General features: G+C 58.5%; 19 protein-coding genes and 2 pseudogenes. 15 read left to right on the top strand and 6 right to left on the bottom strand.

Annotated elements, in window-relative coordinates:
- Both ACIQVE_RS08105 and ACIQVE_RS08100 read right to left on the bottom strand, forming a co-directional pair.
- Complete coding sequence (locus ACIQVE_RS08105; protein ID WP_402806511.1) at positions 1–816, bottom strand: ABC transporter ATP-binding protein; 816 nt, start codon at positions 814–816, stop codon at positions 1–3.
- Positions 813–2,411, bottom strand: a complete 1,599-nt coding sequence (locus ACIQVE_RS08100; RefSeq protein WP_402806509.1) for an ABC transporter permease — start codon at positions 2,409–2,411, stop codon at positions 813–815. Before ACIQVE_RS08100 ends, ACIQVE_RS08105 begins: the two co-directional genes overlap by 4 nt.
- Before the next feature lie 313 nt (positions 2,412–2,724).
- Here ACIQVE_RS08100 and ACIQVE_RS08095 point away from each other — a divergent pair, with 313 nt between their 5' ends.
- The gene (locus ACIQVE_RS08095; RefSeq protein WP_402806505.1) at positions 2,725–3,738 is read left to right on the top strand and encodes an ABC transporter substrate-binding protein; all 1,014 of its coding nucleotides are present in this window, start codon (positions 2,725–2,727) and stop codon (positions 3,736–3,738) included.
- A 208-nt stretch (positions 3,739–3,946) separates the two neighbouring features.
- Here the strand turns inward: ACIQVE_RS08095 and ACIQVE_RS08090 are convergent, their stop codons facing one another.
- Positions 3,947–4,873, bottom strand: coding sequence for a LysR family transcriptional regulator (locus ACIQVE_RS08090; protein ID WP_402806502.1), 927 nt, complete (start codon positions 4,871–4,873; stop codon positions 3,947–3,949).
- A 181-nt stretch (positions 4,874–5,054) separates the two neighbouring features.
- Here ACIQVE_RS08090 and ACIQVE_RS08085 point away from each other — a divergent pair, with 181 nt between their 5' ends.
- Positions 5,055–5,963 carry a TauD/TfdA dioxygenase family protein gene (locus ACIQVE_RS08085; RefSeq protein ID WP_402806500.1) on the top strand — a complete coding sequence of 303 codons (909 nt, stop codon included), beginning with the start codon at positions 5,055–5,057 and terminating at the stop codon, positions 5,961–5,963.
- Positions 5,964–6,161: 198 nt separating this feature from the next.
- Here the strand turns inward: ACIQVE_RS08085 and ACIQVE_RS08080 are convergent, their stop codons facing one another.
- Both ACIQVE_RS08080 and ACIQVE_RS08075 read right to left on the bottom strand, forming a co-directional pair.
- Complete coding sequence (locus tag ACIQVE_RS08080) at positions 6,162–7,778, bottom strand: alkaline phosphatase family protein (protein WP_402806498.1); 1,617 nt, start codon at positions 7,776–7,778, stop codon at positions 6,162–6,164.
- Positions 7,779–7,993: 215 nt separating this feature from the next.
- Positions 7,994–8,938: a LysR family transcriptional regulator gene (locus ACIQVE_RS08075; RefSeq protein ID WP_402806495.1), complete on the bottom strand. Its 945-nt coding sequence runs from the start codon at positions 8,936–8,938 to the stop codon at positions 7,994–7,996.
- Between the two features lie 165 nt (positions 8,939–9,103).
- Here ACIQVE_RS08075 and ACIQVE_RS08070 point away from each other — a divergent pair, with 165 nt between their 5' ends.
- The 13 genes and pseudogenes from ACIQVE_RS08070 (at position 9,104) to ACIQVE_RS08010 (ending at position 21,322) form a co-directional block, all read left to right on the top strand.
- Positions 9,104–11,464 (top strand): TonB-dependent receptor, encoded by a 2,361-nt coding sequence (locus ACIQVE_RS08070; protein WP_402806493.1) that lies wholly within the window; start codon positions 9,104–9,106, stop codon positions 11,462–11,464.
- 131 nt (positions 11,465–11,595) lie between these two features.
- Positions 11,596–11,736, top strand: a pseudogene (locus ACIQVE_RS08065) (ArsR family transcriptional regulator); the annotation flags it as partial.
- Positions 11,737–11,926: 190 nt separating this feature from the next.
- Positions 11,927–12,253: a hypothetical protein gene (locus ACIQVE_RS08060; protein WP_402806491.1), complete on the top strand. Its 327-nt coding sequence runs from the start codon at positions 11,927–11,929 to the stop codon at positions 12,251–12,253.
- 376 nt (positions 12,254–12,629) lie between these two features.
- Positions 12,630–13,445, top strand: a complete 816-nt coding sequence (locus ACIQVE_RS08055) for an energy transducer TonB (protein ID WP_402806488.1) — start codon at positions 12,630–12,632, stop codon at positions 13,443–13,445.
- 44 nt (positions 13,446–13,489) lie between these two features.
- Complete coding sequence (locus tag ACIQVE_RS08050) at positions 13,490–14,215, top strand: MotA/TolQ/ExbB proton channel family protein (protein WP_402806486.1); 726 nt, start codon at positions 13,490–13,492, stop codon at positions 14,213–14,215.
- A 1-nt stretch (position 14,216) separates the two neighbouring features.
- Entirely contained in the window at positions 14,217–14,618 is a 402-nt protein-coding gene (locus tag ACIQVE_RS08045) for a biopolymer transporter ExbD (protein ID WP_085702758.1), read from the top strand.
- Positions 14,619–15,007: 389 nt separating this feature from the next.
- Positions 15,008–15,589: an alpha/beta hydrolase gene (locus ACIQVE_RS08040; RefSeq protein ID WP_402806483.1), complete on the top strand. Its 582-nt coding sequence runs from the start codon at positions 15,008–15,010 to the stop codon at positions 15,587–15,589.
- A gap of 55 nt (positions 15,590–15,644) precedes the next feature.
- Positions 15,645–16,565, top strand: a complete 921-nt coding sequence (locus tag ACIQVE_RS08035; RefSeq protein WP_402806481.1) for a sigma 54-interacting transcriptional regulator — start codon at positions 15,645–15,647, stop codon at positions 16,563–16,565.
- Between the two features lie 255 nt (positions 16,566–16,820).
- Positions 16,821–17,618: a MetQ/NlpA family ABC transporter substrate-binding protein gene (locus tag ACIQVE_RS08030; RefSeq protein ID WP_402806479.1), complete on the top strand. Its 798-nt coding sequence runs from the start codon at positions 16,821–16,823 to the stop codon at positions 17,616–17,618.
- Positions 17,619–18,368: 750 nt separating this feature from the next.
- Positions 18,369–19,034, top strand: a complete 666-nt coding sequence (locus ACIQVE_RS08025) for an amino acid ABC transporter permease (RefSeq protein ID WP_402806476.1) — start codon at positions 18,369–18,371, stop codon at positions 19,032–19,034.
- Positions 19,015–19,674: an amino acid ABC transporter permease gene (locus ACIQVE_RS08020; protein ID WP_402806473.1), complete on the top strand. Its 660-nt coding sequence runs from the start codon at positions 19,015–19,017 to the stop codon at positions 19,672–19,674. Before ACIQVE_RS08025 ends, ACIQVE_RS08020 begins: the two co-directional genes overlap by 20 nt.
- Positions 19,671–20,453: pseudogene (locus tag ACIQVE_RS08015) on the top strand (amino acid ABC transporter ATP-binding protein). The gene ACIQVE_RS08020 and the pseudogene ACIQVE_RS08015 overlap by 4 nt, the downstream one beginning before the upstream one ends.
- A complete protein-coding gene (locus ACIQVE_RS08010; RefSeq protein WP_402806470.1) occupies positions 20,450–21,322 on the top strand; it encodes a transporter substrate-binding domain-containing protein in 873 nt (290 codons plus the stop codon). Before ACIQVE_RS08015 ends, ACIQVE_RS08010 begins: the two are co-directional and overlap by 4 nt.
- A 247-nt stretch (positions 21,323–21,569) precedes the next feature.
- Here the strand turns inward: ACIQVE_RS08010 and ACIQVE_RS08005 are convergent, their stop codons facing one another.
- Positions 21,570–22,766: an AAA family ATPase gene (locus ACIQVE_RS08005; protein WP_402806467.1), complete on the bottom strand. Its 1,197-nt coding sequence runs from the start codon at positions 22,764–22,766 to the stop codon at positions 21,570–21,572.
- Positions 22,767–22,889 lie beyond the last annotated feature (123 nt).

The raw sequence follows: 22,889 nt of genomic DNA, 5'->3' as shown, positions 1-22,889 counted from the left end.
TCAGCAGGCAATGAACGACAGCGGCAGATCGCGGATCTGTATCGGTGCGCTCGGTTGGTAATGGTCGTCACTGGTCAGTTCGTGCAGCAGCTCTTCGCGCAACTGATGGAAGTCGAAACTGCTGCGCTGACGCGGATGGGGCAGGGCGACATCGACCACTTGTTTGATGCGCCCCGGACGCGGCTCCATCACCACCACGCGGTCGGCGAGGAAAATCGCTTCTTCGACATCGTGAGTGACCAGGATCGTGGTGATTTTTGCCCGGGCGCGAATGGCCAGCAGCTCGTCCTGCATCTGCTGGCGAGTCAGTGCGTCGAGCGCGCCGAAAGGTTCGTCGAGCAGCAAAATTCTTGGGCTGGCGACCAGGCCACGAGCGATCGCCACGCGTTGCGCCATGCCGCCGGAGAGCTGGTGTGGATAGGCGCGAGTGAAGTCGCGCAGGCCGACGAGTTCGATGAAATCTTTGATGCGTTGTTGTTTTTCGGCGGCGCTCAGCGGCTCGTTGACCAGGCCCAGGCCGATGTTGTCGGCAACTGTCAGCCATGGGAACAAGCGATGTTCCTGAAAGACGATGCCGCGTTCGCCGCCGATGCCGCTGACGGCTTTTCCGTCCACGGTGATCTGTCCGCGAAACTGCGTGTCGAGGCCCACCAACAAGCGCAGCAACGTAGATTTTCCGCAGCCGCTGGAACCGACGATCGCGACGAATTCGCCCTCGGCGATGTCCAGGTTGAATTCGCGAATCGCCTCCAGTTCGAAACCGTCGACATCGAAGGATTTACCTACATGGTTGAAGCTGACAATCGGTGCGTTCATGCGTGTCTCCAGCGAGTGGCGCGAATTTCCAGGCGTTGGCCGATGAGGTTGAGCAGGGCGCCGGTCAGGCCGACCAGCAGCATGCCGGCCATGATCAAGTCCATGCGCAGCAGTTGTTGCGCGCCGATCATCTGGCTGCCGATGCCGCCGTTGGACGGCATGAAATATTCGGCGCCGATGGTGCCGAGCCAGGCGTAGATCAGGCTCAGACGCAATCCGGCGAAAATCCCCGGCGCGGCGCCCGGCAATACCAGTCGACGCAGGCGCTGGCCGAGGCTCAGGCGCAGCACTTGCGCGGCTTCGTTGAGTTGCGGCGAGAGGTTGGCGACGCTGCGTTGGGAGGCGATTAACAGTGGAAAGAAGGCGGCGAGGGCGACGAATACCCACTTCGCCAATTCGCCCAGACCGAACCACGCGGTAAGCAAAGGCACCCAGGCGAAAATCGCGATCTGCCGGATCGCCGCAAGAGTGGGGCCGAGTAGGCGTTCACTGATTCGTGACAAACCCAGCAGCAGACCCAGCGCGAAACCGAGCCCACCGCCCAGCAGCAAACCACCGAGGGTACGACCGAGGCTGAGCGCCATGCCGGAGATCAAGGTGCCATCGAGCAAGCCATCCCACGTGGTGCTCAACACCGCCAACGGACTCACCAGAATATTGCCGTCGACCCACTGCTGATCGTTCGCCAGTTGCCAAAGCGTCAACAAGCCCAGGGGCAGCAGCCATGGTTGCAGACGCTGCCAGCCTTGATAACGCGGGCCGCGACGAATTTCGGCGGTGGCCGGGTGCGGCCAGTGCACCAGTTTTTTATCCAGCAAACCGATGCCGCGATCCATCGCCACACCGATCAAGCCGATCACCACGATGCACACGAAAACGATGTCGAGCATGAACAGCTGCCGCGCCCAGACCATCAGGTAACCGATGCCTTCGCTGGAGGCCAGTAGCTCGACAGCCAGCAAAGAAGTCCACCCGGCGGCCAGCGCCAGACGTACGCCGGCCATGAACGCAGGTAATGCGGCTGGCAACACCAGGCGACGAATCAGCAGGTGCGGTGGCAGGCGCAAGACGGCGGCGGCTTCGCGCAATTTCGGTTGAGCATCGCGCACGCCAACCAGTGTGTGCAGGGTCACCGGGACGACAATAGCTTTGATCAGCACCACCAGTTTCAGCACTTCACCGATGCCGAAGAACACCATGAACAATGGAATCCATGCCAGTGTCGGCACCTGCGCCAGACCGGCAAACGTCGGGAAGATCAAGCGTTCGAGGCGACGACTGGAACCCAGTGCAGTACCCAGCAGCGCACCGGCCGAAATCCCCGCAAGCAGTCCCCAGAACAGTCGCTGAAGGCTTATCCACAAGTGGCTCCACAATTCACCTTGCGAGAGCTCGACCGCGCTGCTCCAAACCAATGTCGGCGCCGGCAGGATTTGCTCGCTCATCCATTGATTACGCGCCGCCAGCCACCACAGGGCGAACAAGCCTATCGGCAGCAGCCACGGCAACAGGCGTTGGTTCAGGCTTGGCCAGGTCCGTCGACTTTTTAGCGGTGGCGCGGGTAGCGGCAGGCTGAGCAGGGAATCACGGGCCATGGGGTGACCTCCGTTGTCGGGTTGAATCGATCAAGATCTTTGGCGGTATTTACCGTTAACAAATGGTTATATAGAAACGATTTATAGATCTATTTGGAGATAAGCTTCGCCATTTAAGGCCTCCAGCCCACACGCATCCAATGCATTCGAAGAATATTTTCCATGCTGTTAGTGCATACCCCGCCGCAAGCCCCGTCATTACCCGCTTAGTGCTAAAAGCTATAAAAATGTGAATTTATAGTATTTAAGAGAAGGTGCTGCTTCGGCCTACTTTCGGCTTCTCAACGCCTGTCGTGATCAAGGAGCTGCACCTATGAACCTTCCCTTCAAACGCGTCATCAGTCTGTTTGTCGCTTCGGTGCTGGCGGGTTTCCTCGCGATCAGCGCTCATGCCGACGAACTGAAGGAAATCAGAATTGCAGTGCCCGACCTGAGCGCCGGCACGCAGCACAGCGGCGGTGGCGTGGTTGATGTGTTGCGCGATCAGCAGATTTTCGAAAAGGCTTTCGCCGAGCAGGGCATCAAGATTCAGTGGAGCTTCTTCAAAGGCGCAGGGCCGGTGATCAATGAGGCGTTCGCCAATGGTCAGGTCGATCTGGCGTATCTGGGCGATCTGGCGGCGATCATTGGCAAGTCCAATGGCCTCGATACTCGGCTGCTCAGCGCCAGTGCTCGTGGCGTGAAGCAATATCTGGGTGTGGTGCCCGGGTCCGGGATCAAGACCCTCCAGGACCTCAAAGGCAAACGCGTGGCGATTTTCCGTGGTACCGCGACCCAGCTGTCTTTCGATGCGGCGCTGGCCAGTCAGGGCTTGAGTGAGAAAGACGTGAAGGTCATCAATCTTGATTTCAACGCGGCGGTCGCGGCATTGGCGGCGAAGCAGATTGATGCGTCGTGGGGCAGCTCCGGGTTGACCGCGTTGCAAGCCAAAGGCTTGGCGGAGTTGCCGCTGAACACCAAGGATCTCGGTGGCGCCGGCAGCGTGCAATCGGTACTGGTGGGCACCGGCAAGTTTGTCGATGCGCATCCGGAGGCGGTGGCGAAGTTGCTCAAGGCGCAGCAGCAAGCGGTTGAGTGGCTGACCGATGACAGCAACAAGGCAGCGTATGTGCAGTTGGTATCGGGATTGGCGAGTTATCCGCCGGTGATCCTGACTCAGGATTTGCATGATCAGAATCTGAGCGAAATATTCCCCTCGACACTGGATCCGGCATTCCTTGGCAGTTTGCAGGACAAGGTGGGCCTGGCGGCGCAGCAGAAATTGATTCGCAAGCCGTTCAAGGTTTCGGATTGGGTCGCGCCGGAACTGGCTGCTGCCAAGCTCTAGATTTTGTGTAGGGGCTTGAGATCCAGGCCCTCACCCCAGCCCTCTCCCCCAGGAGAGGGAGCCGATTTGTGGGCCGTTCAAATTTGAGTCCAACGTGGAATTTTCAGGTCGATGCAGATCGTCAGAACAACTCGGTCAGTTCCCTCTACCTCTGGGAGAGGGTGAGGGTGAGGGTGAGGGTTAGGGTGAGGGTTAGGGTGAGGGCAAGTTAACCAGCCACCCGCACATCTCCAAGGCCTCTATCCACCACCACCAATGTCTCAATCATCGCCCTCGCCGCCGGCGATAACCGAAACCCGGTGCGACTGACAATCCCGCACCGCGCATTCATGCTCTCCAGGTTCTGCGGCAGGTTACGCCAGTGCAGCAGCACCAGCGAACCTTGGGCGATGTCCTCGTAAAACGCTTCCTCAGTCCCCATGCCAATCGCATTCGATTGCAGCACCACTTTCACCAATGCCGGAAAATGCTCGGTCTCGATGGTCGGTGAAAAATCGATCCGCCCGCTCAGATTCGCCAACAATTTGCGAATGCCCGGCGGGATCAGCGTTGTCGCCAATGGATAGTCGAACATGTCGTTGGTCGACAGGCTTTCCTTGGCCAGCAACGGATGCCCCGGTCGGCAGAAAAATACCCCGCGCTTGGGCGTTAGCGGTTGAGTCTGAAAATTCGGATCGGACTCGAAATGGCGAATGTCGGCGATAAAGAATTCGATCTCCTCGCGGCTCAGTGCGCGGCTGAGTTTTTCCCAGTTATCCACCTGAAAACAGGTGCGCACTTTCGGGTGCGCGTTGATGAATTGTGCCACCGCGTCCGGCACCAGTTTCACCGCCGGCGCCGGGCCGCAACCGAAGTGCACTTCACCGGCATCGAGCTTGGTCATCTGCGTCACCTCAGCACTGAGCAGCGCCGCACCCTGCACCAGGCTGAGGGCGTGTTGCAGCACCACCTGACCTTCGGGTGTGGGGCGCAAATCCTTGTTGCCGCGATCCACCAGCACGCAGCCGAACTCTTGCTCAAGCCCTTGAATACTGCGGCTGAACGCCGGTTGAGTGATGCCCATCGCATCCGCCGCACGGACAAAACTGCGGTGTTCGTTGAGGGCGATGAAGTAGCGCAACTGGCGAAGATCCATATGCTTTTCCGGCATCCTAAAAATAGCTCGAAGGCATTTGCGACGAGGGTTGCTTGAGGTTTTAAATGCAAGCTCTTATTCCGTCAACGAAGAATTTGAATATCTATTAGATGTAAATGGAATATATATAGAGCGATGTTTCGCTGCCGTCCAACCGCAAGCAGTCGATGAGGGTCTACCCATGAGCAATGCCGCACTCGCTGTAAAACCCGCTGTCCACGCGCTGGAAATCCATCCGGTAGCCGGTCGTATTGGTGCTGAAATCCGTGGCGTGCATCTGTCCGGTGAGCTGGACGCGGCCACCGTCGAATCCATTCAACAGGCGCTGATCCAGTACAAAGTCGTGTTCTTTCGCGAGCAGGCTCAGCTCGACGATCAACGCCAGGAAGCCTTCGCCCATTTGCTCGGCGAGCCGGTGGCGCATCCGACCGTGCCGTCGCGTGAGGGCACTCGTTATCTATTGGAGCTCGACGGTGCCGAGGGCCAGCGCGCCAACTCGTGGCACACCGACGTGACCTTCGTCGACGCTTACCCGAAAGCCTCGATCCTGCGTTCGGTAGTGGCCCCGGCGTTTGGCGGCGACACCCTGTGGGCGAACACAGCCACCGCCTACAACAAACTGCCGACCGAGCTGCGTGAACTGGCGGACAAACTGGTCGCAGTGCACAGCAACGAATATGACTACGCCAGCGCCAAGCCTGACGTGTCGGCGGAGAAGCTTGAGCGCTATCGCAAGGTGTTCACCTCGACGGTTTATGAGACCGAGCACCCGGTAGTGCGCGTACACCCGATCAGCGGTGAAAAAAGCTTGCTTCTGGGGCACTTCGTCAAACGCATCAAGGGGTATTCGCAGGCCGATTCGGCGCATTTGTTCGGGCTGTTGCAGAGCCATGTGATTCGTCAGGAAAACACTGTGCGCTGGCGCTGGAAGGCCGGTGACGTGGCGATCTGGGATAACCGCTCGACGCAGCATTACGCGATTGATGATTACGGGACGCAGGATCGGGTGGTGCGTCGGGTGACGCTCAAGGGTGAAGTGCCGGTTGGGGCAGCGGGGCAGCGTAGTCAGACGATCAAGGGGCGTGATTGAAGATCAACAGATCCCCTCACCCCAGCCCTCTCCCGGAGGGAGAGGGAGCCGACCGAGGTGTCTTGCGTCATGCATCGACCTGAAAGATTGGGTCGATAATGGATTCGGTGAAACTCTTCCAGGTCGGCGTATCGATTCAATATCCCACGGTCAGTCCCCTCTCCCTCCGGGAGAGGGTTAGGGTGAGGGGCTCTTCAACTACCACACGCCAATCTGAACAACCTTCTCACTCTCCGGCTCGCCATAACGAAACCGTTGCCCACGCAAATCAATCTCCTGATGACTGATCGTGGTCCGCCGCTTCAGCCCCCGCACCCATTCAAACAAATACCCCGCATGTTCCTCGCGCACCGTCGCGTAAGCCGGGTCGTCACCCAAATCGTGCAATTCCTGCGGATCATTCAGCAGATCAAACAACTGTGGCCGGAAGCCGTCGTACGCCAGGTATTTCCAGCGTTCGCTGCGCACCATGGTCATGCGGCAACGATCGATCGACTGGCCGAGTCGCTCACGCGCCGGTGCCTGAAACGCATAGTCGTACTCACTGATCGCATAGCGTCGCCAGTCCGGGTTTTCGCCGTGCAGCAGGGGGATCAGCGAACGTCCTTCGAGTCGATGTTCCGCCCCCGGCAAACCCAGCGCCTGAAGAAACGTCGGTAACGCATCGATGGTTTCCGCCAGTCGATCATCCACCGTTCCCCGAGTGATATCCGCCGCCGCCCGCGGATCACGCACGATCAGTGGCACGCCCACTGCTTGCTCCAGCAAAAACTCCTTCTCGCCCAGCCAGTGGTCGCCCAGAAAGTCGCCGTGATCGCTGGTGAACACGATCAACGTGTCATCCCAGCGACCGTTGCTTTGCAGAAAATCGAACAGCCGCCCGAGCTGATCATCCACTTGCTTGATCAGGCCCATGTAGGTCGGGATTACATTCAATCGTACTGAATCGCGGGAGAAGTTGAGGCTTCCCTCATGCTGGCGAAAGGCAGTGTATACGGGGTGTTTGCTGGCTTCGGAGGGCGTCGCGCGGGTCGGTTCGAGAATCGATTTCGTACTGTACAAGGCGTGGTATGGCGCTGGTACGATATAGGGCCAGTGAGGTTTGATGTATGAGAGGTGTAAACACCAGGATTTCTCGCCTTGCTCGGTGATGAAGTCGATGGCTCGGTTTGTAGTGTAGACAGTCTCTGAGTGTTGCTCGGGAATTCGTGCTGGCAAATGCGCATGACGCATTTTCCAGCCGCTGAGGATTTCGCCGTTTTCGCCTTCGGCGGCGTTGGCCCAGTCGTGCCAGGGATTCCGTCCGTCAAATCCGTGTTCACGCAGGTAATGGGTGTAGGGTGCGGATTCGCGTTTTTCGTCGAACAGCGGGTCATCGGGGAAGATGCCGTCGTGGCGAAAGTAGGGTTCGAAGCCGACTTCATTCAGCACTTCGGCTTTTTCGCTCTGCGGGTTGATCGCCAGCCGTTGCAAGGCGTCGATGTTTGCGGTGGCGTGGGTCTTGCCGACCAGCGCAGTACGAATGCCGTGTGGGCGCAGGTAGTCGCCGATGGTCAGTTCTTCCAGCGGCAGTGGTACCGCGTTCCACGCCACTTGATGGCTACTGACATAGCGCCCGGTGTAGGCCGACATACGCGATGGGCCACAAATCGTGCCTTGGGTGTAGGCGCGGCTGAAACGCACGCCGGCCGCGGCCAGTCGATCGATATTGGGCGTGTGCAGGTGCGGGTGACCGTAGCAGGACAGGTAATCGCGGCGCAGTTGGTCGCACATGATGTAAAGAACGTTGCGCACGGGGTTTGGCGGGTTTGGCATGGGGTTCACCGGTCATTGGGACAGGCGAGGTTTTTCGCTTTCGGTGGGGGTGTTCGGCAAGTGCATTTGGGGAATGGGGTTTATGCAGTGGATGCATCGGTGACGTTGCTGGCCCCATCGCTGGCAAGCCAGCTCCCACAGGTTTCAGGGGTGTTCACATCATTTGTGCTCGGCACTAATCCTGTGGGAGCTGGCTTGCCAGCGATGACGATTTATCAGACAGCAAAATTTTCCAGCGAACACACCTCCTCATCCACCTCATCAATCGCCTTGATCTGCTCAATCATCGCCTCCGCCAACGGCGACAACCGATACCCCGCCCGACTGACGATCCCGTAGCGCGTATACAACTCCTCCAGATCATCCGCCAAACCTTCGATCTTCAAACACACCAGATCCCCTTTGGCCTGATGCAGCGCATCGGAGTAGGCGCCAACAATCCCAATCGCATCCGAACGCAGCACCACACTCAGCAGACTCGCACTGTTTTCACACTCCACATTTGGCGTGAAGTCCGGGCGACCGCTGAGGTCGACGATGACCTTGCGCAGGTTCGGTGGACGAATGCTCACCGCGAGCGGATAGCTCATCAACACCGTCGCACTGACGCGTTCATGCCCTGCCAACGGATGCCCGGCACGACAGCAAAAATGCCATTTACGCGGCCGTAATCGGTGCGTCAGGTAATCCGGATCCGCCTCGAAGTGCCGAGTGTCGGCGACGAAAAATTCGAATTCTTCGCTGAGCAGACGCTTGCTCAGACTCTGCCAGTCATCGACCTGAAACTGCACTCGCGCTTTCGGATAACGCCCGATGAAGCTGCCGATTGCCCGCGGGATCAATCCCGCCGTCGGCGCCGGGCCGCAACCGAAGCGTAATTCCCCCGCCTCCAGACCATTGAACTGGCTGATCTCGTTAGCCATCTGCTGCGCGCCGCTGACCAGCCGCCGCGCATGTTCGAGCAGCACCTGGCCTTGCTTGGTCGGCGGTAATTCCTTGCGCCCGCGATCGACCAACTGACAGCCAACGCTGTGTTCCAGCGCCTGAATGCTGCGGCTGAATGCCGACTGCGACAGGTTCACCGCCTGTGCGCCGGCGACGAAGCTGCGTTGTTCAGCCAGGGCGATGAAGTGACGAAGTTGGCGCAAGTCGATATGCATTTTTCACATAAAAAATATCCGGGAAATGCATTGGATATGCATTAGGTCGACTCCTTATAAAGGCAATCTCTTATGCAGTAAATCTTTGTAAAAACATAAATAAATAACTTAAAAGAATATGCAGCGCAAAAGATGTCTGTGTGTTTTTTGACCAGGAGCCGCGCCATGAGTCCGTTGAACCTTGCGTCACCCTTGACCCCACGACGGCTCAAACGCCTGCCTCTGGCCCTGTTGCTGGCGGGGAGCGCCAGTTGGACTCACAGCTACGCCGCCGAAGTCGAGACGCCGGCGCCGGTCACTGCCGGCAAGCCTGCGGCCAACAATTCACAACTGGAAACGGTGACCGTCACCACCCGCCGCCGCGAAGAAAGTTCGCAGGATGTGCCGACGCCGATGAGCGTGGTCAGCGGCCAGAATCTGGAGACGCAACGGATCTACCGGATTCAGGATCTGCAGCAACTGGTGCCCAGCGTCAACGTTGCCTACATGCACGCGCGGCAGTCCAGCGTGTCGATCCGCGGCCTGGGCAACAACCCGGCCAGCGATGGTCTGGAAGGCAGTGTCGGTTTGTACATCGACAACGTATATCTGGGTCGTCCGGGGATGGCGGTTTTCGACCTGATGGACATCGAACAGCTCGAAGTTTTACGCGGGCCGCAGGGCACGCTGTTCGGCAAAAACACCACTGCCGGGGTGATCAACATCAGCACCCGCGCGCCGACATTCACGCCTGAGCGCAGTATCGAAACCTCGGTCGGCGAGGACGGTTATTTCCAGACCAAGGGCACGATTTCCGGGCCGCTCAACGACGAGTTGGCCGGACGCTTTTCGGCCTATCGCACCCGCAGCGATGGCGACATCAAGAATGAATACGACGGCCATGATCTCAACGGCGGGTCGCGAGAAGGTTTCCGTGCGCAGCTGCTGTTCAAGCCCAACGAAAATTTCAACCTGCGCTGGATCGGCGATTACAACGAAGAGGATTCCAGCGCCGGCACCCGCGTGCTGTACAACACCGGGCCGACCATCAACGGCGTCAATCTCTATCAGGCGCGGGCCAATGCGGCCGGCGCAACGCTGGTCAATGGCTCGCACCGCAAGGTCAATCTGGATAACGAGCAGCATGTCACTGTGCATCAGGGCGGCACGTCGGTGGAGGCTAACTGGACCTTGCCGAGCGACTTCACCCTTACCTCAATCAGTTCCTACCGCTTCTGGAATTTCACCCCGCGCAACGACGACGGCCTGAACGTGCCGGCGAGCTACAACGCCGGGGTGTCGGTGGAAGACAAACAGTATTCGCAGGAATTTCGTCTGGCCTCGCCCAAGGGGGAGTTCTTCGATTACGTCGTGGGTGCCTACTACTTCGGCAACGATCTGGACAACAAATCCTTCGCTAACTACGGCCCGCAAGCCGACGTCTGGAACGGCACGCCGGCCGGCGCGTTGGCCAATGTCACCAGCGTCGGTAACGGCCATATCAAGACCGACAGCTTCGCGTTGTTTGCCCAAGGCACCTGGCACCTCAGCGAGCGGCTGGACTTCACCGCCGGGGTGCGCGGCACCTATGAAGAAAAAAGCGCCTGGGTCACGCGCAATGCTCCGCTTGGCGGCGCGGCTGTCACCGGACCTGGCGCTACAGCGCGGCGCGGTCGTGCCGGCGCCTACGATTCCGGCGATTTGAATCAGTACAGCTCCAGTCCGTCCGGACTGCTCAACCTCAGCTATCGCATCACTGATGATGTGCTCGGCTACGCCACGGTGTCCCACGGCGAGAAATCCGGCGGGGTCAACCTCGCCGTCGGTTCGGCTCCGGTGGCCGGCGCCGACTCGCTGTTGATCGGCACCGAGCGCGCCAACAATGCGGAGCTCGGGTTTAAAAGCACGCTGTGGGATCACCGCCTGCAACTCAACGCCAACGTGTTCTGGACCCAGGTCAACGCCTACCAGACCAACGCCTACGACGCCGAAAACCGCGTGCAGTATCTGACCAACGCCGGATCGGTGCGCTCACGCGGTGTGGAGTTTGAAAGCACGCTAATCCCGCTGCGGGGCCTGACCCTGAACATCAATGGCTCGTACAACGACGTCAGCTACCTCTCGTACAAAGATGCGCCGTGCCCGCCGGAAGTCAGCCAGGCACCGGGCGCTCCGGCCTCCTGCGACCTCAGCGGGCATCAAGTGGTTGGCGCCTCGAAATGGATCGGCAACGCCAACGGCGAATACAAATGGAATCTCGATAACGGCTTCGAACCCTACGTCACCGCCAGCTACGCGTTCCGCTCGAAAGCGGTGGGCACGGTCGAGGACTCCGACTACGGCCAGATCCCGAGCTATGCGGTGGTCAACCTTTCCACAGGCCTGCGCGGTGACTTCAACCAAGGCCAGTGGGACGTCTCGCTGTGGCTGAAAAATGCCTTCGATAAAACCTATTACACGACCCTCTGGACGGGCGGCAACGGCGGCTATGAAGGCCTGCTCGGTACCCCGCGAACACTCGGCGTGACCGGTCGCTACGACTTTTGATGAGTCATTCAGAGAGCTGCATCATGTTGCCCATCAAAACCGCTTTACCGCTGTAGTTGTCTGGCGCGGTGCTGGGTAGTGGGGCGTTCGCTGTGCCCAGCGTCTACCCCACCCGGCGTCACCCGATATGACCCGGCAACGACGCGATCAGCAACTGGGTCTATCGGGCTCTACCTGTAAGTAATGACTGGGTGCAAGTCGGTACGCCGCGCTTCGAGACGGCAGCTATCGCGCCGGCCAACGGAGTGCAACAGACCAACGCCAGTCGATAACTGAATTGGAATTAATGCTCGACTGATTGGCGATAAGTTATGAGCGACTTGAATAGTAGTTATTGCAATTTCGTTAGTCGCTCGCGTGGACAATATTTAAATGTCGAACCATTCTGATTGTCGTGAGTTTCCAGGAGGAAACTTGCTCTCATCGGAAGACACGTATCCCAACGATAAAGGAAATCAAATCATGTCGAGTATTAATGGCACTTATGTAAACTCTAACTCAGGCGCGAAACTGGTTATCACCGATGGCAATGATTCCAATGGCTCTTTCAGCGGCACGTTGAGCCAAGGAGGCGTAAACTACGACATTCGCTACGGTAACTACCACTTCCAAAACAGTACCGGCAATCCGACTACGATCGCGGTGCTCGCTCAGAATAGCAACAGCGGATACCAGACATGGACGCTGTTTTCTCCTGATCATAGCTATGCAAAATTGCGCGCCGCGGGTTCTCGGACAAACTTTGACGGTGATGTAGTGACTCTGGGTGGGGAATTCGTAAAACAGTAATTTATCGGAAATAAATAAAGGCCAGCCCACGAAAGTGCGCTGGTCTTTTTTTATTTCGAGAAAAACGAAAATATTTACTTGGTATGAGTTGTCCGGGTTTGCCAGATCATCAATCTGCGGATGCCTTGGGTGAATATTTTTTATGCGCCGAAAGCATGTCTTTTCGCACGATTCGCTGAAAGCCTTGTGTGGCGAGGCTTTGCTGAAAGTGATCGGGTTGTATATTCCTTAAGAGCCTATGCATAACGTTAAATATTACTTTCGGAGATAAGCGCCGAGCTCAATGATTCACCTGACGATCTGCCGTGGGGGATTCAACAAACGGTAGATAGGCCTTTTTGTAGAGAACGCAAAAAAGACTGCAGGGAGTGAATCAATGGGCAATGTCCAGACCGCCGCCAGCGCACCGGAATTGCTGTGGCGTCAGACGCCGAGTGGCGAACTGGTCGATCTTGGCCGGGCGCATCGTGTGCCGTTGGGGCAGTTGCGTTTGCAGCGCGCGCCCAAGGGCATTTTGAGCCGACGCGAGACGATTCTGCTCGGTGTGCTGGCGCTGGTGGTGCATGGCGCGGTGATCTACTGGATCAATCAGCATCCGACCCCGGCGCTACCCATTGTGCCGCCGGAAATTCCGCCGATGACCATTGAGTTTTCGCGCCCGGCACCACCCGCGCCGCCGATTGTCGAGCCGCCGCCGCCGCCACCGCAGCCGGTGGTTGAACCTCCGCCACCGGTAGAAGACGAGCTGGCTGTTAAGCCTGCGCCACCAAAACCGATTCCGAAACCTAAGCCGGTGGTTAAACCCGTGCCGAAGCCAGCGCCAAAAGCAGTCGAGCAACCCAAGGCGCCGCCACAACCGGCAGCTCAGGTCGCCGCACCAGCGCCATCCGCACCTCCGGCGCCTGCGCCAGTGACCCCGGCTTCAGCCAACGCCGCGTACCTGAAAAACCCGGCGCCGGAATACCCGTCGCTGGCCCAGCGCCGCGGTTGGGAAGGCACGGTATTGCTGCGGGTGCAGGTGCTGGCCAGCGGCAAACCGGGCGAGATCCAGATTCAGAAAAGCAGTGGTCGGCAACAACTCGACGACGCCGCGTTAAACGCGGTCAAGCGTTGGAGTTTTGTCCCGGCCAAGCAGGGTGATGTTGCCCAGGACGGCTGGGTCAGCGTACCCATCGATTTCAGGATTCATTAAACCGAAACCTTTTCGCGCTAAACGTTTACACGAGGGAACACATCATGACGTTACTGGCATCTCCACTGGAATCCATCGAAAGCGCGGTGATCTGGCTGCTGGTGGTTTTTTCCGTCGCCACTTGGGGGCTGGCCCTGCTCAAGGCTGTGCAGTTCGGTCGTCTGAAAGCGCAGGATCGCAAATTTCATAAACGTTTCTGGGCGGCGTCGAGTCTGGACGCCGCCGCCGAGTTGAGCGAAACCCAGCCTGGCGCTGCAGCACGAGTGGCACAGGCCGGTTACGCAGCGATTCAGGTCGGCGAGGCGCCGCAGACGAATGATTTGAGCCAGGCGATCAACCATCAGGATCGTCTCGAACGGGCCTTGCGTCAGCAGATCGTGCGCGAGCGGCGTTCGCTGGAGACCGGTCTGGCAGTAGTGGCAAGTATCGGCAGTACGTCGCCGTTCATTGGTTTGTTCGGCACGGTATGGGGAATCATGGAAGCGTTGAAAGGCATCAGCGCGGCAGGTTCGGCGAGCCTGGAAACGGTGGCCGGCCCCATCGGCGCGGCACTGGTCGCCACGGGTGTGGGGATCGCCGTCGCGGTACCGGCGGTGCTGGTTTACAACTACTTTTTGCGTCGTCTGAAACTGACGGCGGCGGATCTGGATGACTTCGCGCATGACTTCTATAGCCTGGCGCAGAAGAGTGCGTTTCGTGTGCTGATCCACCCGACGGCGAACAAAGTTGCAGCGCCGGGCAACGTGACAAAAGTGAAGGAGGCGTCCTGATATGGCCTTCTCCACGCAAGACAGTGATGAGGTGCTCAGCGAGATCAACGTGACACCGCTGGTGGACGTGATGCTGGTGTTACTGGTGGTGTTTATCGTCACCGCACCGCTGCTGACCAATGCGATACCGATCAACCTGCCGAAGACTGAAGCAGTCGCGCCGGTCGAGCAGAAAGACCCGCTGGTGGTGAGCATCGACGGTGCCGGCAAGCTGTTTATCAACAAGGACGAGATTCAGCCGGACTTGCTGGAGTTCAACCTCAAGTCGGCGAAAGCCAAGGACCCCGAGGTGCGCGTGCAACTGCAAGCGGATGATGGCGTGAACTACGGCGAAGTGGCGCGGGCCATGGCCTCGATTGAGCGGGCGGGGATTACCAGGTTGTCGGTGATCACTGCGCGTTAACAGGATTTACGATTTTCCGGGGCCGTCTCCTTGGCAGGGTGCGGCCCTTTTTTTATGTCTGGATTTAGGGCGGAGGGCCCTCACCCTAGCCCTCTCCCAGAGGTAGAGGGGACCGACCATAAAGACCTCAGGAGCTACATCGACCTGAAAGATTTCCGCGAATCCAGCATCCGGATTCAGCGTGGTATTCCACGTCGGCGGAGCTCAACAGCATCCCCCAATCAGTCCCCTCTACCTCTGGGAGAGGGCTAGGGTGAGGGGCCTGGATCTCAAGCCCTAAACATATTTCATATGCAATTCAGGTCTTAATAAATAGCTTCTTATTCCTTAACGAATATAAATCCCGTCCCTATACTCGATCAGGAACAGACACGCAGGAGAGCTCCCCCATGCGCAACGAATCAATTCGCTACCTGATTGTGCCGGGCTGGCAAGGATCGCCAGAAGATCATTGGCAAACCCACTGGCAGAACAGCCTGCCAAACAGCGCGCGGGTGGAGCAGGCCGATTGGCTGACCCCGCGCCGTGAAGACTGGGTCGCCGCATTGGCCGAGGCGATTGCTGCCGACAGCACGCCGGTCATCCTCATCGCGCACAGCCTCGGCTGCGTCACCGTTGCCCATTGGGCGGCGACGGCGCCTGTGCAATTTTTGCGTCAGGTGCGCGGTGCCTTGCTGGTCGCGCCGGCGGATGTCGAGCGCCCGACCTGCGCGCCGGCGCTGCGCAATTTCGCGCCGATACCCAGCGATCTGCTGCCGTTCCCGAGCCAGGTCGTCAGCTCCGACAACGACGCCGCTGTCAGTGCGCCGCGAGCTCTGGAGCTGGCACGCAATTGGGGCGCCGAGGCGGGGATTCTTGCCGGTGCCGGGCATATCAATGTGAAGTCCGGGCATCAGCGTTGGGAGCAGGGTTTTGCCTATCTCTATCGCCTGCAAAACCGCATGGAACACCACGCCCGACGTCGCGCCTGATTTTTTATTTCTTTAAACGCCCCCGTCTGCCGGCGGTTGTGGGCGGGAGTCTGCCATGAGTTTCGAAACTTTCGGTCAGCCGTTGCTGACCTTTCCCGATTCAGAAAAAAGCCCCCTGAGCATTCGCGCCAAAGCGCTGGTGTTCGTCGATCCGCGCTCGCGTCAGTTGCGTGAAGAGCTTGAGCAGTTAGCGCCACGATCAATCTCAGTGCTGATCCGTGGCGAAACCGGCACCGGCAAGGAACTGCTCGCCCGGCACATCCACCGCGCCAGTGATCGCAGCGGTCTGTTCGTCTCGGTCAATTGCGGCGCGATCAGCCCGACATACGCCGATGCCGAACTGTTCGGCTACGCCGCCGGCAGCTACACCGGCTCGGCCAGCAGTCGCGCGGGATGGTTCGGTTCGGCCAATGGCGGCACTTTATACCTCGATGAAATCGGCGACCTGCCGCTGCCGATCCAGATCAAATTGCTCGCGGCCCTGGAGAACCACGAAGTCACCCGTGTCGGCGCGCATCAACCGAGTCCGGTCGATGTTCGCCTGGTCGCGGCAACCAGCATCGACCTGGCGCAAGCGGTGGCAGCGGGGAAATTCCATGAACGTCTCTACCACTATCTCTGCGAAGGGCATCTGGAATTGCCAGCCCTGCGCGCGCGCATCGGCGACATCCTGTCGCTGGCCGAGTATTTCCTCGGCATCTACAGCCAGCGCCTGGGCCTGCCCGTGCCGTTGATCAGCGAAGCGGCGCAACACGTGCTTGAACAACACAGCTGGCCGGGCAACACCCGCGAACTGGAAAACGTCATACATTTTGCGTTGCTGGTGAGCACCGGCGACGAAATTCTCCCGGAGCATCTGAACCTGCCACCGGCACTGACTCAGATCGAAACCCAGATCAAGCAGATACTCTCTTCCGGCTCCGCTTCCGATCAGCAGGCACTGCAGCAGGCACTGAAAAACACAGGCCTCCTGTAGGAGCTGTCGAAGACTGCGATCTTTTGATCTTCAGCAGTTTCAAGCCATTGAAAATCAAAAGATCGCAGCGTGCCGCAGTTCATACATGTCTAACTCGCGGGTGCGAACCAAATGGAATATAGAGCTGAATAAACGTTATTGTCCGGGAATAAAAAATCCCGGTATTGTCCGCCTCACGCCAGAGATAGCACTTCACTGGCACACGTATTAATAGCCGTCGCCATCAGCGACCGTGATTTTCGATAAGGACACTGCATGAAAAAGGTTCTGTTGTTTACCGCATTGGCGGCTGCTCTGACTGCTTCCCTGGCCCAGGCTGGCGAGAAACTGGTCGTCGCGGCGACTCCGGTTCCGCACGCTGAAATTCTTGAGCTGATCAAGCCGACTCTCGCCAAAGAAGGCGTGGATCTGGAAATCAAAGTCTTCACCGACTACGTTCAGCCGAACGTACAGGTTGGCGAGAAGCGTCTGGATGCCAACTACTTCCAGACCCTGCCGTACCTGAACAGCTTCAACCAGGGCAAGTACAAGGACGATAAATCCAAGTACCTGGTGACCGTGCAAGGCGTGCACGTTGAACCGTTCGGTGGTTACTCGAGCAAGTACAAAACCCTGGCCGAACTGCCGGACGGCGCAACCATCGCCATCCCGAACGAAGGCAGCAACAGCGGCCGCGCCCTGATCCTGCTGCAGAAGGCTGGCCTGATCGAGCTCAAAGATCCGAAGAACGCTCTGGCGACTCCAAAAGACATCGCCAAAAACCCGCGCAACTTCAAGTTCAAGGAACTGGAATCGGCTTTGCTGCCGCGCGTTCTCAAGGAAGTTGATCTGGACATGATCAACACCAACTACGCGCTGGAAGCAGGTTTGAACCCAAATAAAGATGCTTTGGTGATCGAAGGTGCTGATTCGCCGTACGTGAACTTCCTGGTGGCCCGTGAGGACAACAAGAACAGCGACGCGATCCAGAAACTGGCCAAAGCCCTGACCAGCCCGGAAGTCAAAGCGTTCATCGAGAAGAAGTACAACGGCGCGGTATTGCCGGCGTTCTGATCTGACGTTTGATTGAACCCCTTCGAGGTGTAAAAACGCCGATGGCCAGCGATGGTCATAGGCGTTTTTGTGTGTGCCTCAAAAAGCCCCTCACCCTAACCCTCTCCCGGAGGGAGAGGGGACTGACCGAGTTGTTTTTGCGAGCTCCATCGACGTGAAATATCGAGGTGAACTCAGCTTTGAAAAAGCGCCAAAATCTGCCCTCTCTTCACAAAGGGAGAGGTACTGATTGGGGGATGCTGTAGAGATACGCCGACCTGATTATCCGTTGCCGAATCCATAATCGACTCGTTTTTTCAGGTCGATGCAATACCCGAGACACCTCGGTAGGCCCCCTCTCCCTCCGGGAGAGGGCTGGGGTGAGGGTGCTTTTGATTTACGCCGTGGATTTCAACGCCCTTCGCAACGCCACCAACAACTTCACAATGTCCTGTGGATCCAATCGCTGCGGCACTTTTGAATCAGCCATGTTCTCTTCCTTGTGATGGTTCGGCCGGGGGAGTCTGGCCAAAAGCTGTTCATCCTTGGAGGGCTTTCGTGAAAAAAAGATCCTTCCTACAGCGCAAAGGAAAATAGCCTTCTTATTCCTTCCCGGCAAACCCACAGGATAGTTTTTTGGGTGATATCAATATGCTTTAACGGTATTTAAATTCTTGTTTTTATACCTATAAAGTCACTTCTTGCCGGACAGTCACCCGCTGCCCATGGACTGCACCACCGTCGCTTACCCAGCGGCGTACAGGATGTCTCATGACCTTCGATTACGCGTTTATCCTCAGCACCCTGCCGGCGTTTCTCAAAGCCGTGGGCGTGACGCTGCAGGTTGGTTTTATTGCCATTGGTACGTCATTGCTGGTGGCGCTGCTCAACGCGACGATTCTGGTATTTCGCACGCCTTACTTGCAGCGCGCGGTCGGCCTCTATGTGGAATTGGCGCGCAACACGCCGTTGCTGATCCAGCTGTTCTTCGTCTATTTCGCTTTGCCGGTGTTGGGGATCAAAGTCTCCGGCTTCACCGCCGCGATCATCACCATGACGTTCCTCGGCGGCGCTTACCTCACCGAAGTACTGCGTGCGGGCGTCGACGCGGTGCCACAGGCGCAACTGGAATCCGGGCGCTCCATCGGCCTGTCGCACGGCCAGTTGCTGCGCTACGTGATCCTGCCGCAAGCGGGGATCCTCAGCCTGCCGTCGCTGTTCGCCAATTTCATTTTCCTGCTCAAGGAAACCACCGTGGTCTCGGCGGTGGCGGTGCCGGAAATCCTCTACACCACCAAGAGCTACATCGCGCTCTATTACAAAACCTACGAAATGCTCGCCGTGCTGACACTGATTTGCGTGCTGCTGTTCTTGCCGCTGTCGCTGCTGCTCAGCCGTCTGGAAAGGAGGCTCCAGCATGGCCAGTTCGGGTCTTGAACTGCTCTGGGTGTCGTTGCCGCAATTGGCAAAAGGCGCTGGGCAAACTCTGTCGATATCGTTCCTGAGCATCGCTATCAGTACCGTCGGCGGCGTGCTCTACGGCGTGCTGCGGATACTCAACGTGACGTGGCTGAACGCGATCCTGCGGGTGTATCTGGAGTTGTTCCGGGCGATCCCGGTGCTGGTCTGGTTGTACCTGCTGTTTTTCGGCCTGCCGATTTTCTTCGGGGTGAGCCTGCCGAGCTTCTGGTGCGCGGTGCTGGTGTTGTCTTTGTGGGGCGCCAGCGAAGTCGGTGAAGTGGCGCGCGGTGCGCTGCATTCGTTGCCACGCGGGCAGCGTGAGGCGGGGCTGTCGATTGGCCTCAATGCCCCGCAACTGTTCGGCTACGTGTTGCTGCCACAAGCGCTGAAGCGCATGACGCCGCCAACCATCAACGTCTATACGCGGATCATCAAGACGAGTTCACTGGCGGTGCTGATCGGCGTGGTCGATGTGATCAAGGTCGGCCAGCAAATCATCGAACGCACCTACGAATCGGTGTTGATTTACGGCGCGCTGTTTCTGTTTTTCTTTTTCATCTGCTACCCGCTCTCGGCCGCCTCGCGCGTGCTGGAGCGGCGCTGGACGCAAGCATGAGCGCATTGATCGAGTTTCACGGGTTCAACAAATTCTACGGCGAGCAGCAGGTGCTTAACGGCATCGACCTGCGAGTGCAGAGCGGCGAAGTGATCGTGATCCTCGGCCCCAGCGGTTGCGGCAAAAGCACCTTGCTGCGTTGCCTCAACGGCCTGGAAAGCGCCCACAGCGGCAGCCTGAAATTTGCCGGGCGCGAGCTGCTGGATAAGGCCACCGATTGGCGCGAAGTGCGTCAGTAGATCGGCATGGTGTTCCAGAGCTATCACCTGTTCCCGCACATGAGCGTGCTCGACAACCTGCTGCTCGGCCCGCTCAAGGTGCAGAAACGCCAGCGCCGCGAAGCGCAGCAACAAGCCGAAGCCTTGCTCGACCGTGTGGGTCTGGCGGACAAGCGCGATGCTTATCCCAGACAGCTCTCCGGCGGCCAGCAGCAACGCATCGCCATCGTCCGTTCGTTGTGCATGAACCCACGTGTCATGCTCTTTGACGAGGTCACCGCCGCCCTCGATCCGGAGATGGTCAAGGAAGTCCTGCAAGTGATTCAGGGGCTGGCCCGCGAAGGCATGACCCTGTTGATCGTGACCCATGAAATGGCCTTCGCCCGCGCGGTGGCCGACCGCATCGTGTTCATGGATGCCGGGCGCATCCTTGAACAGACCCCGCCCGAGATTTTCTTTACGAACCCGCAAACCGCACGCGCGCAGCAGTTTCTGGAGAAGTTCTCCTTCGTGGCAACACTGCCGAAAACGAAAACAACCAAGGAACTGGAACTGCTATGAAAACTGCCGCTCTGCTACTCCCCCTGCTCAGCCTCGTGCTGCTCACTGGCTGCAACAAAACCGACGAACCGGCCAAGCCGAAAGTCGCCAGCGAAAGCACCGCGCCAGCCGGTTACCTGGACAAGATCAAGGCTCGCGACAAATTGATCGTCGGCGTCTTCACTGACAAACCGCCGTTTGGTTTCGTCGATGAGGCCGGTCGCTACGTCGGTTTCGATACCGACATCGGCCGGCGCTTTGCCAAGGATCTGCTCGGCGATGAAAACAAGGTCGAGTTCGTTGCGGTGGAGCCGGCGAGCCGAATCCCATTCCTGCAAAGCGACAAAGTCGACCTGATCCTCGCCAACATGACGGTGACCCCGGAGCGCAAGGAAGCGGTGGAATTCACCAACCCGAACCTCAAGGTTGCGGTGCAGGCCTTGGTGCCGCAGAACAGCGCGGTGAAAACCCTCGATGACCTGGCGACGCGCACCACCATCGTCACTACGGGCACCACCGCTGATATCTGGCTGACCAAGAATCACCCTGACTGGAAACTGCTGAAGTTCGAAAAAAACTCCGAGTCGCTGCAAGCGTTGGCCAATGGCCGTGGCGATGCTTATGCGCAGGACAATCTGGTGCTGTTCAGTTGGGCCAAACAGAACCCGGGCTATCGCGTGCTGGACGAAAAACTCGGCGCCGAGGCACCGATTGCACCGGCGGTAAAGAAGGGCAATATCGAGCTGCGCGACTGGGTGAATACCGAGTTGGCCAAGCTCGGTGAAGAGAAGTATTTGCTCAAGCTGTATGACCAATATGTGCGTAAAGAACTGAGCGATGACACCCAGCCTGAGAGTGTGATTGTTGAGGGTGGGAAGTGGCAGGGGTGATTGTCTGCTGAGTCGGCGGTGAGGCTTAAGCGCAAACCCTCACCCCAGCCCTCTCCCAGAGGGAGAGGGAGCCGATCGAGGTGTCTTGCGTCATACCGCGACCTGAAAAACCGGGTCGATTTTGGATTCGCTACAGCATGATCAGGTCGGCGTATTTCTGAAGCATCCCCATTCAGTCCCCTCTCCCTCCGGGCGGTCCGACGTTTCGGGAGGGTTAGGGTGAGGGGCTTTTGACCGGATGACACACTCAGTCAGGCCAATACCAAGCCGGCTCATCCAGCACCCGTTGCCCGACAATCCCGGTCTGACCCAGCGTCTTCTCCAGCACAATGCAATTGCACTCCGAATCCTCCTGCAGCGCCGAGATCAACCGCCGCGCATGGGACACCACCCATACCTGACACTCCTCTGATGCACGGATGATCAACCGCGCCAGCGCCGGCAACAGATCCGGGTGCAGACTGGTTTCCGGTTCGTTCAGCACCATCAACGACGGTGGCCGTGGCGTCAGCAATGCCGCGACCAGCAGCAGATATCGCAACGTCCCGTCCGACAGCTCTGCCGCCGATAACGGTCGCAACAACCCTTCCTGAAAGAACTCGATGGCGAAACGTCCGCCAGCCTGGGATTCGATGTGCAACCGCGCGCCGGGAAATGCATCGCTGATGGCGGCCCGCATCGCGTCGGCATCGCCTATTTCGATGATCGTCTGCAACGCCGCCGCCAGATCGCGGCCGTCGTGATGCAACACCGGCGTGCGCGTGCCCAGTTGCGGCTGGCGCACCGGGGCGTCGGCGTCGCTGCGAAAGTGATCGTAGAAACGCCAGCGGCGGATGAACTCGCGCATCTGGAACACTTCCGGCGAGCTGCGCAGGTTGCCGACCTGATCGAACAGACTGTCGAAGTTCGGCGTGTGTTGCGCCAGCACGTCCCATTTGCGCTCGGCGCGGGCACGGATCATCGGTCCGTCACGGTCTACCAGCAGGCTGGCCGGGCGGTAATGTGGGCCGGCCCAGATGCATTCGCGCTTGATTTGCGGATCGAGACTGAACCGCGAGGGAATCGGGCGCGGATTCTCCGGCAACATGAAGTGGCCGTTGGAATCGGGCAGCCCAAGGCTGATCGAATAACTGAAATCCTCCCCGGCAAACCCCAGGCGCAGGCGTTTGACGCCTTGGCGCACGCTCGGCTCGATTGCCACTTCACCGTTGCGCATTCGTCGGCTGATGGTTTCCGGGCCGGCCCAGAACGTCGAATCGAGTCCGCCTTCACGGGCCAGCGCATTGACCACGCCGCCCTGCGCAGTTTCCGCCAACAGGCGCAGCGCCCGGTACAGGTTGGACTTGCCGCTGCCGTTGGGGCCGGTTATCAGGTTCAGCCGACCCAGCGGGATTACCAATTTATTGATCGAGCGGTAATTGGCCACCGCGAGGGTATTGAGCATGAAAATCCTTCTCGTGATCGGTCCCACGCCGGACATGGGAACGATCGCATTGTAGGAGCGGCCGCAGGCTGCGATCTTTTGATCTTGATCTAAAAAGCAAAAGATCGCAGCCTGCGGCAGCGC

It is taken from the genome of Pseudomonas sp. NPDC098747 (assembly GCF_044760045.1).
In the GTDB taxonomy this organism is placed as follows: domain Bacteria; phylum Pseudomonadota; class Gammaproteobacteria; order Pseudomonadales; family Pseudomonadaceae; genus Aquipseudomonas.
The sequence above is the reverse complement of the archived record's forward strand: the minus strand, read 5'-3'. Positions and strand labels throughout refer to the sequence as shown.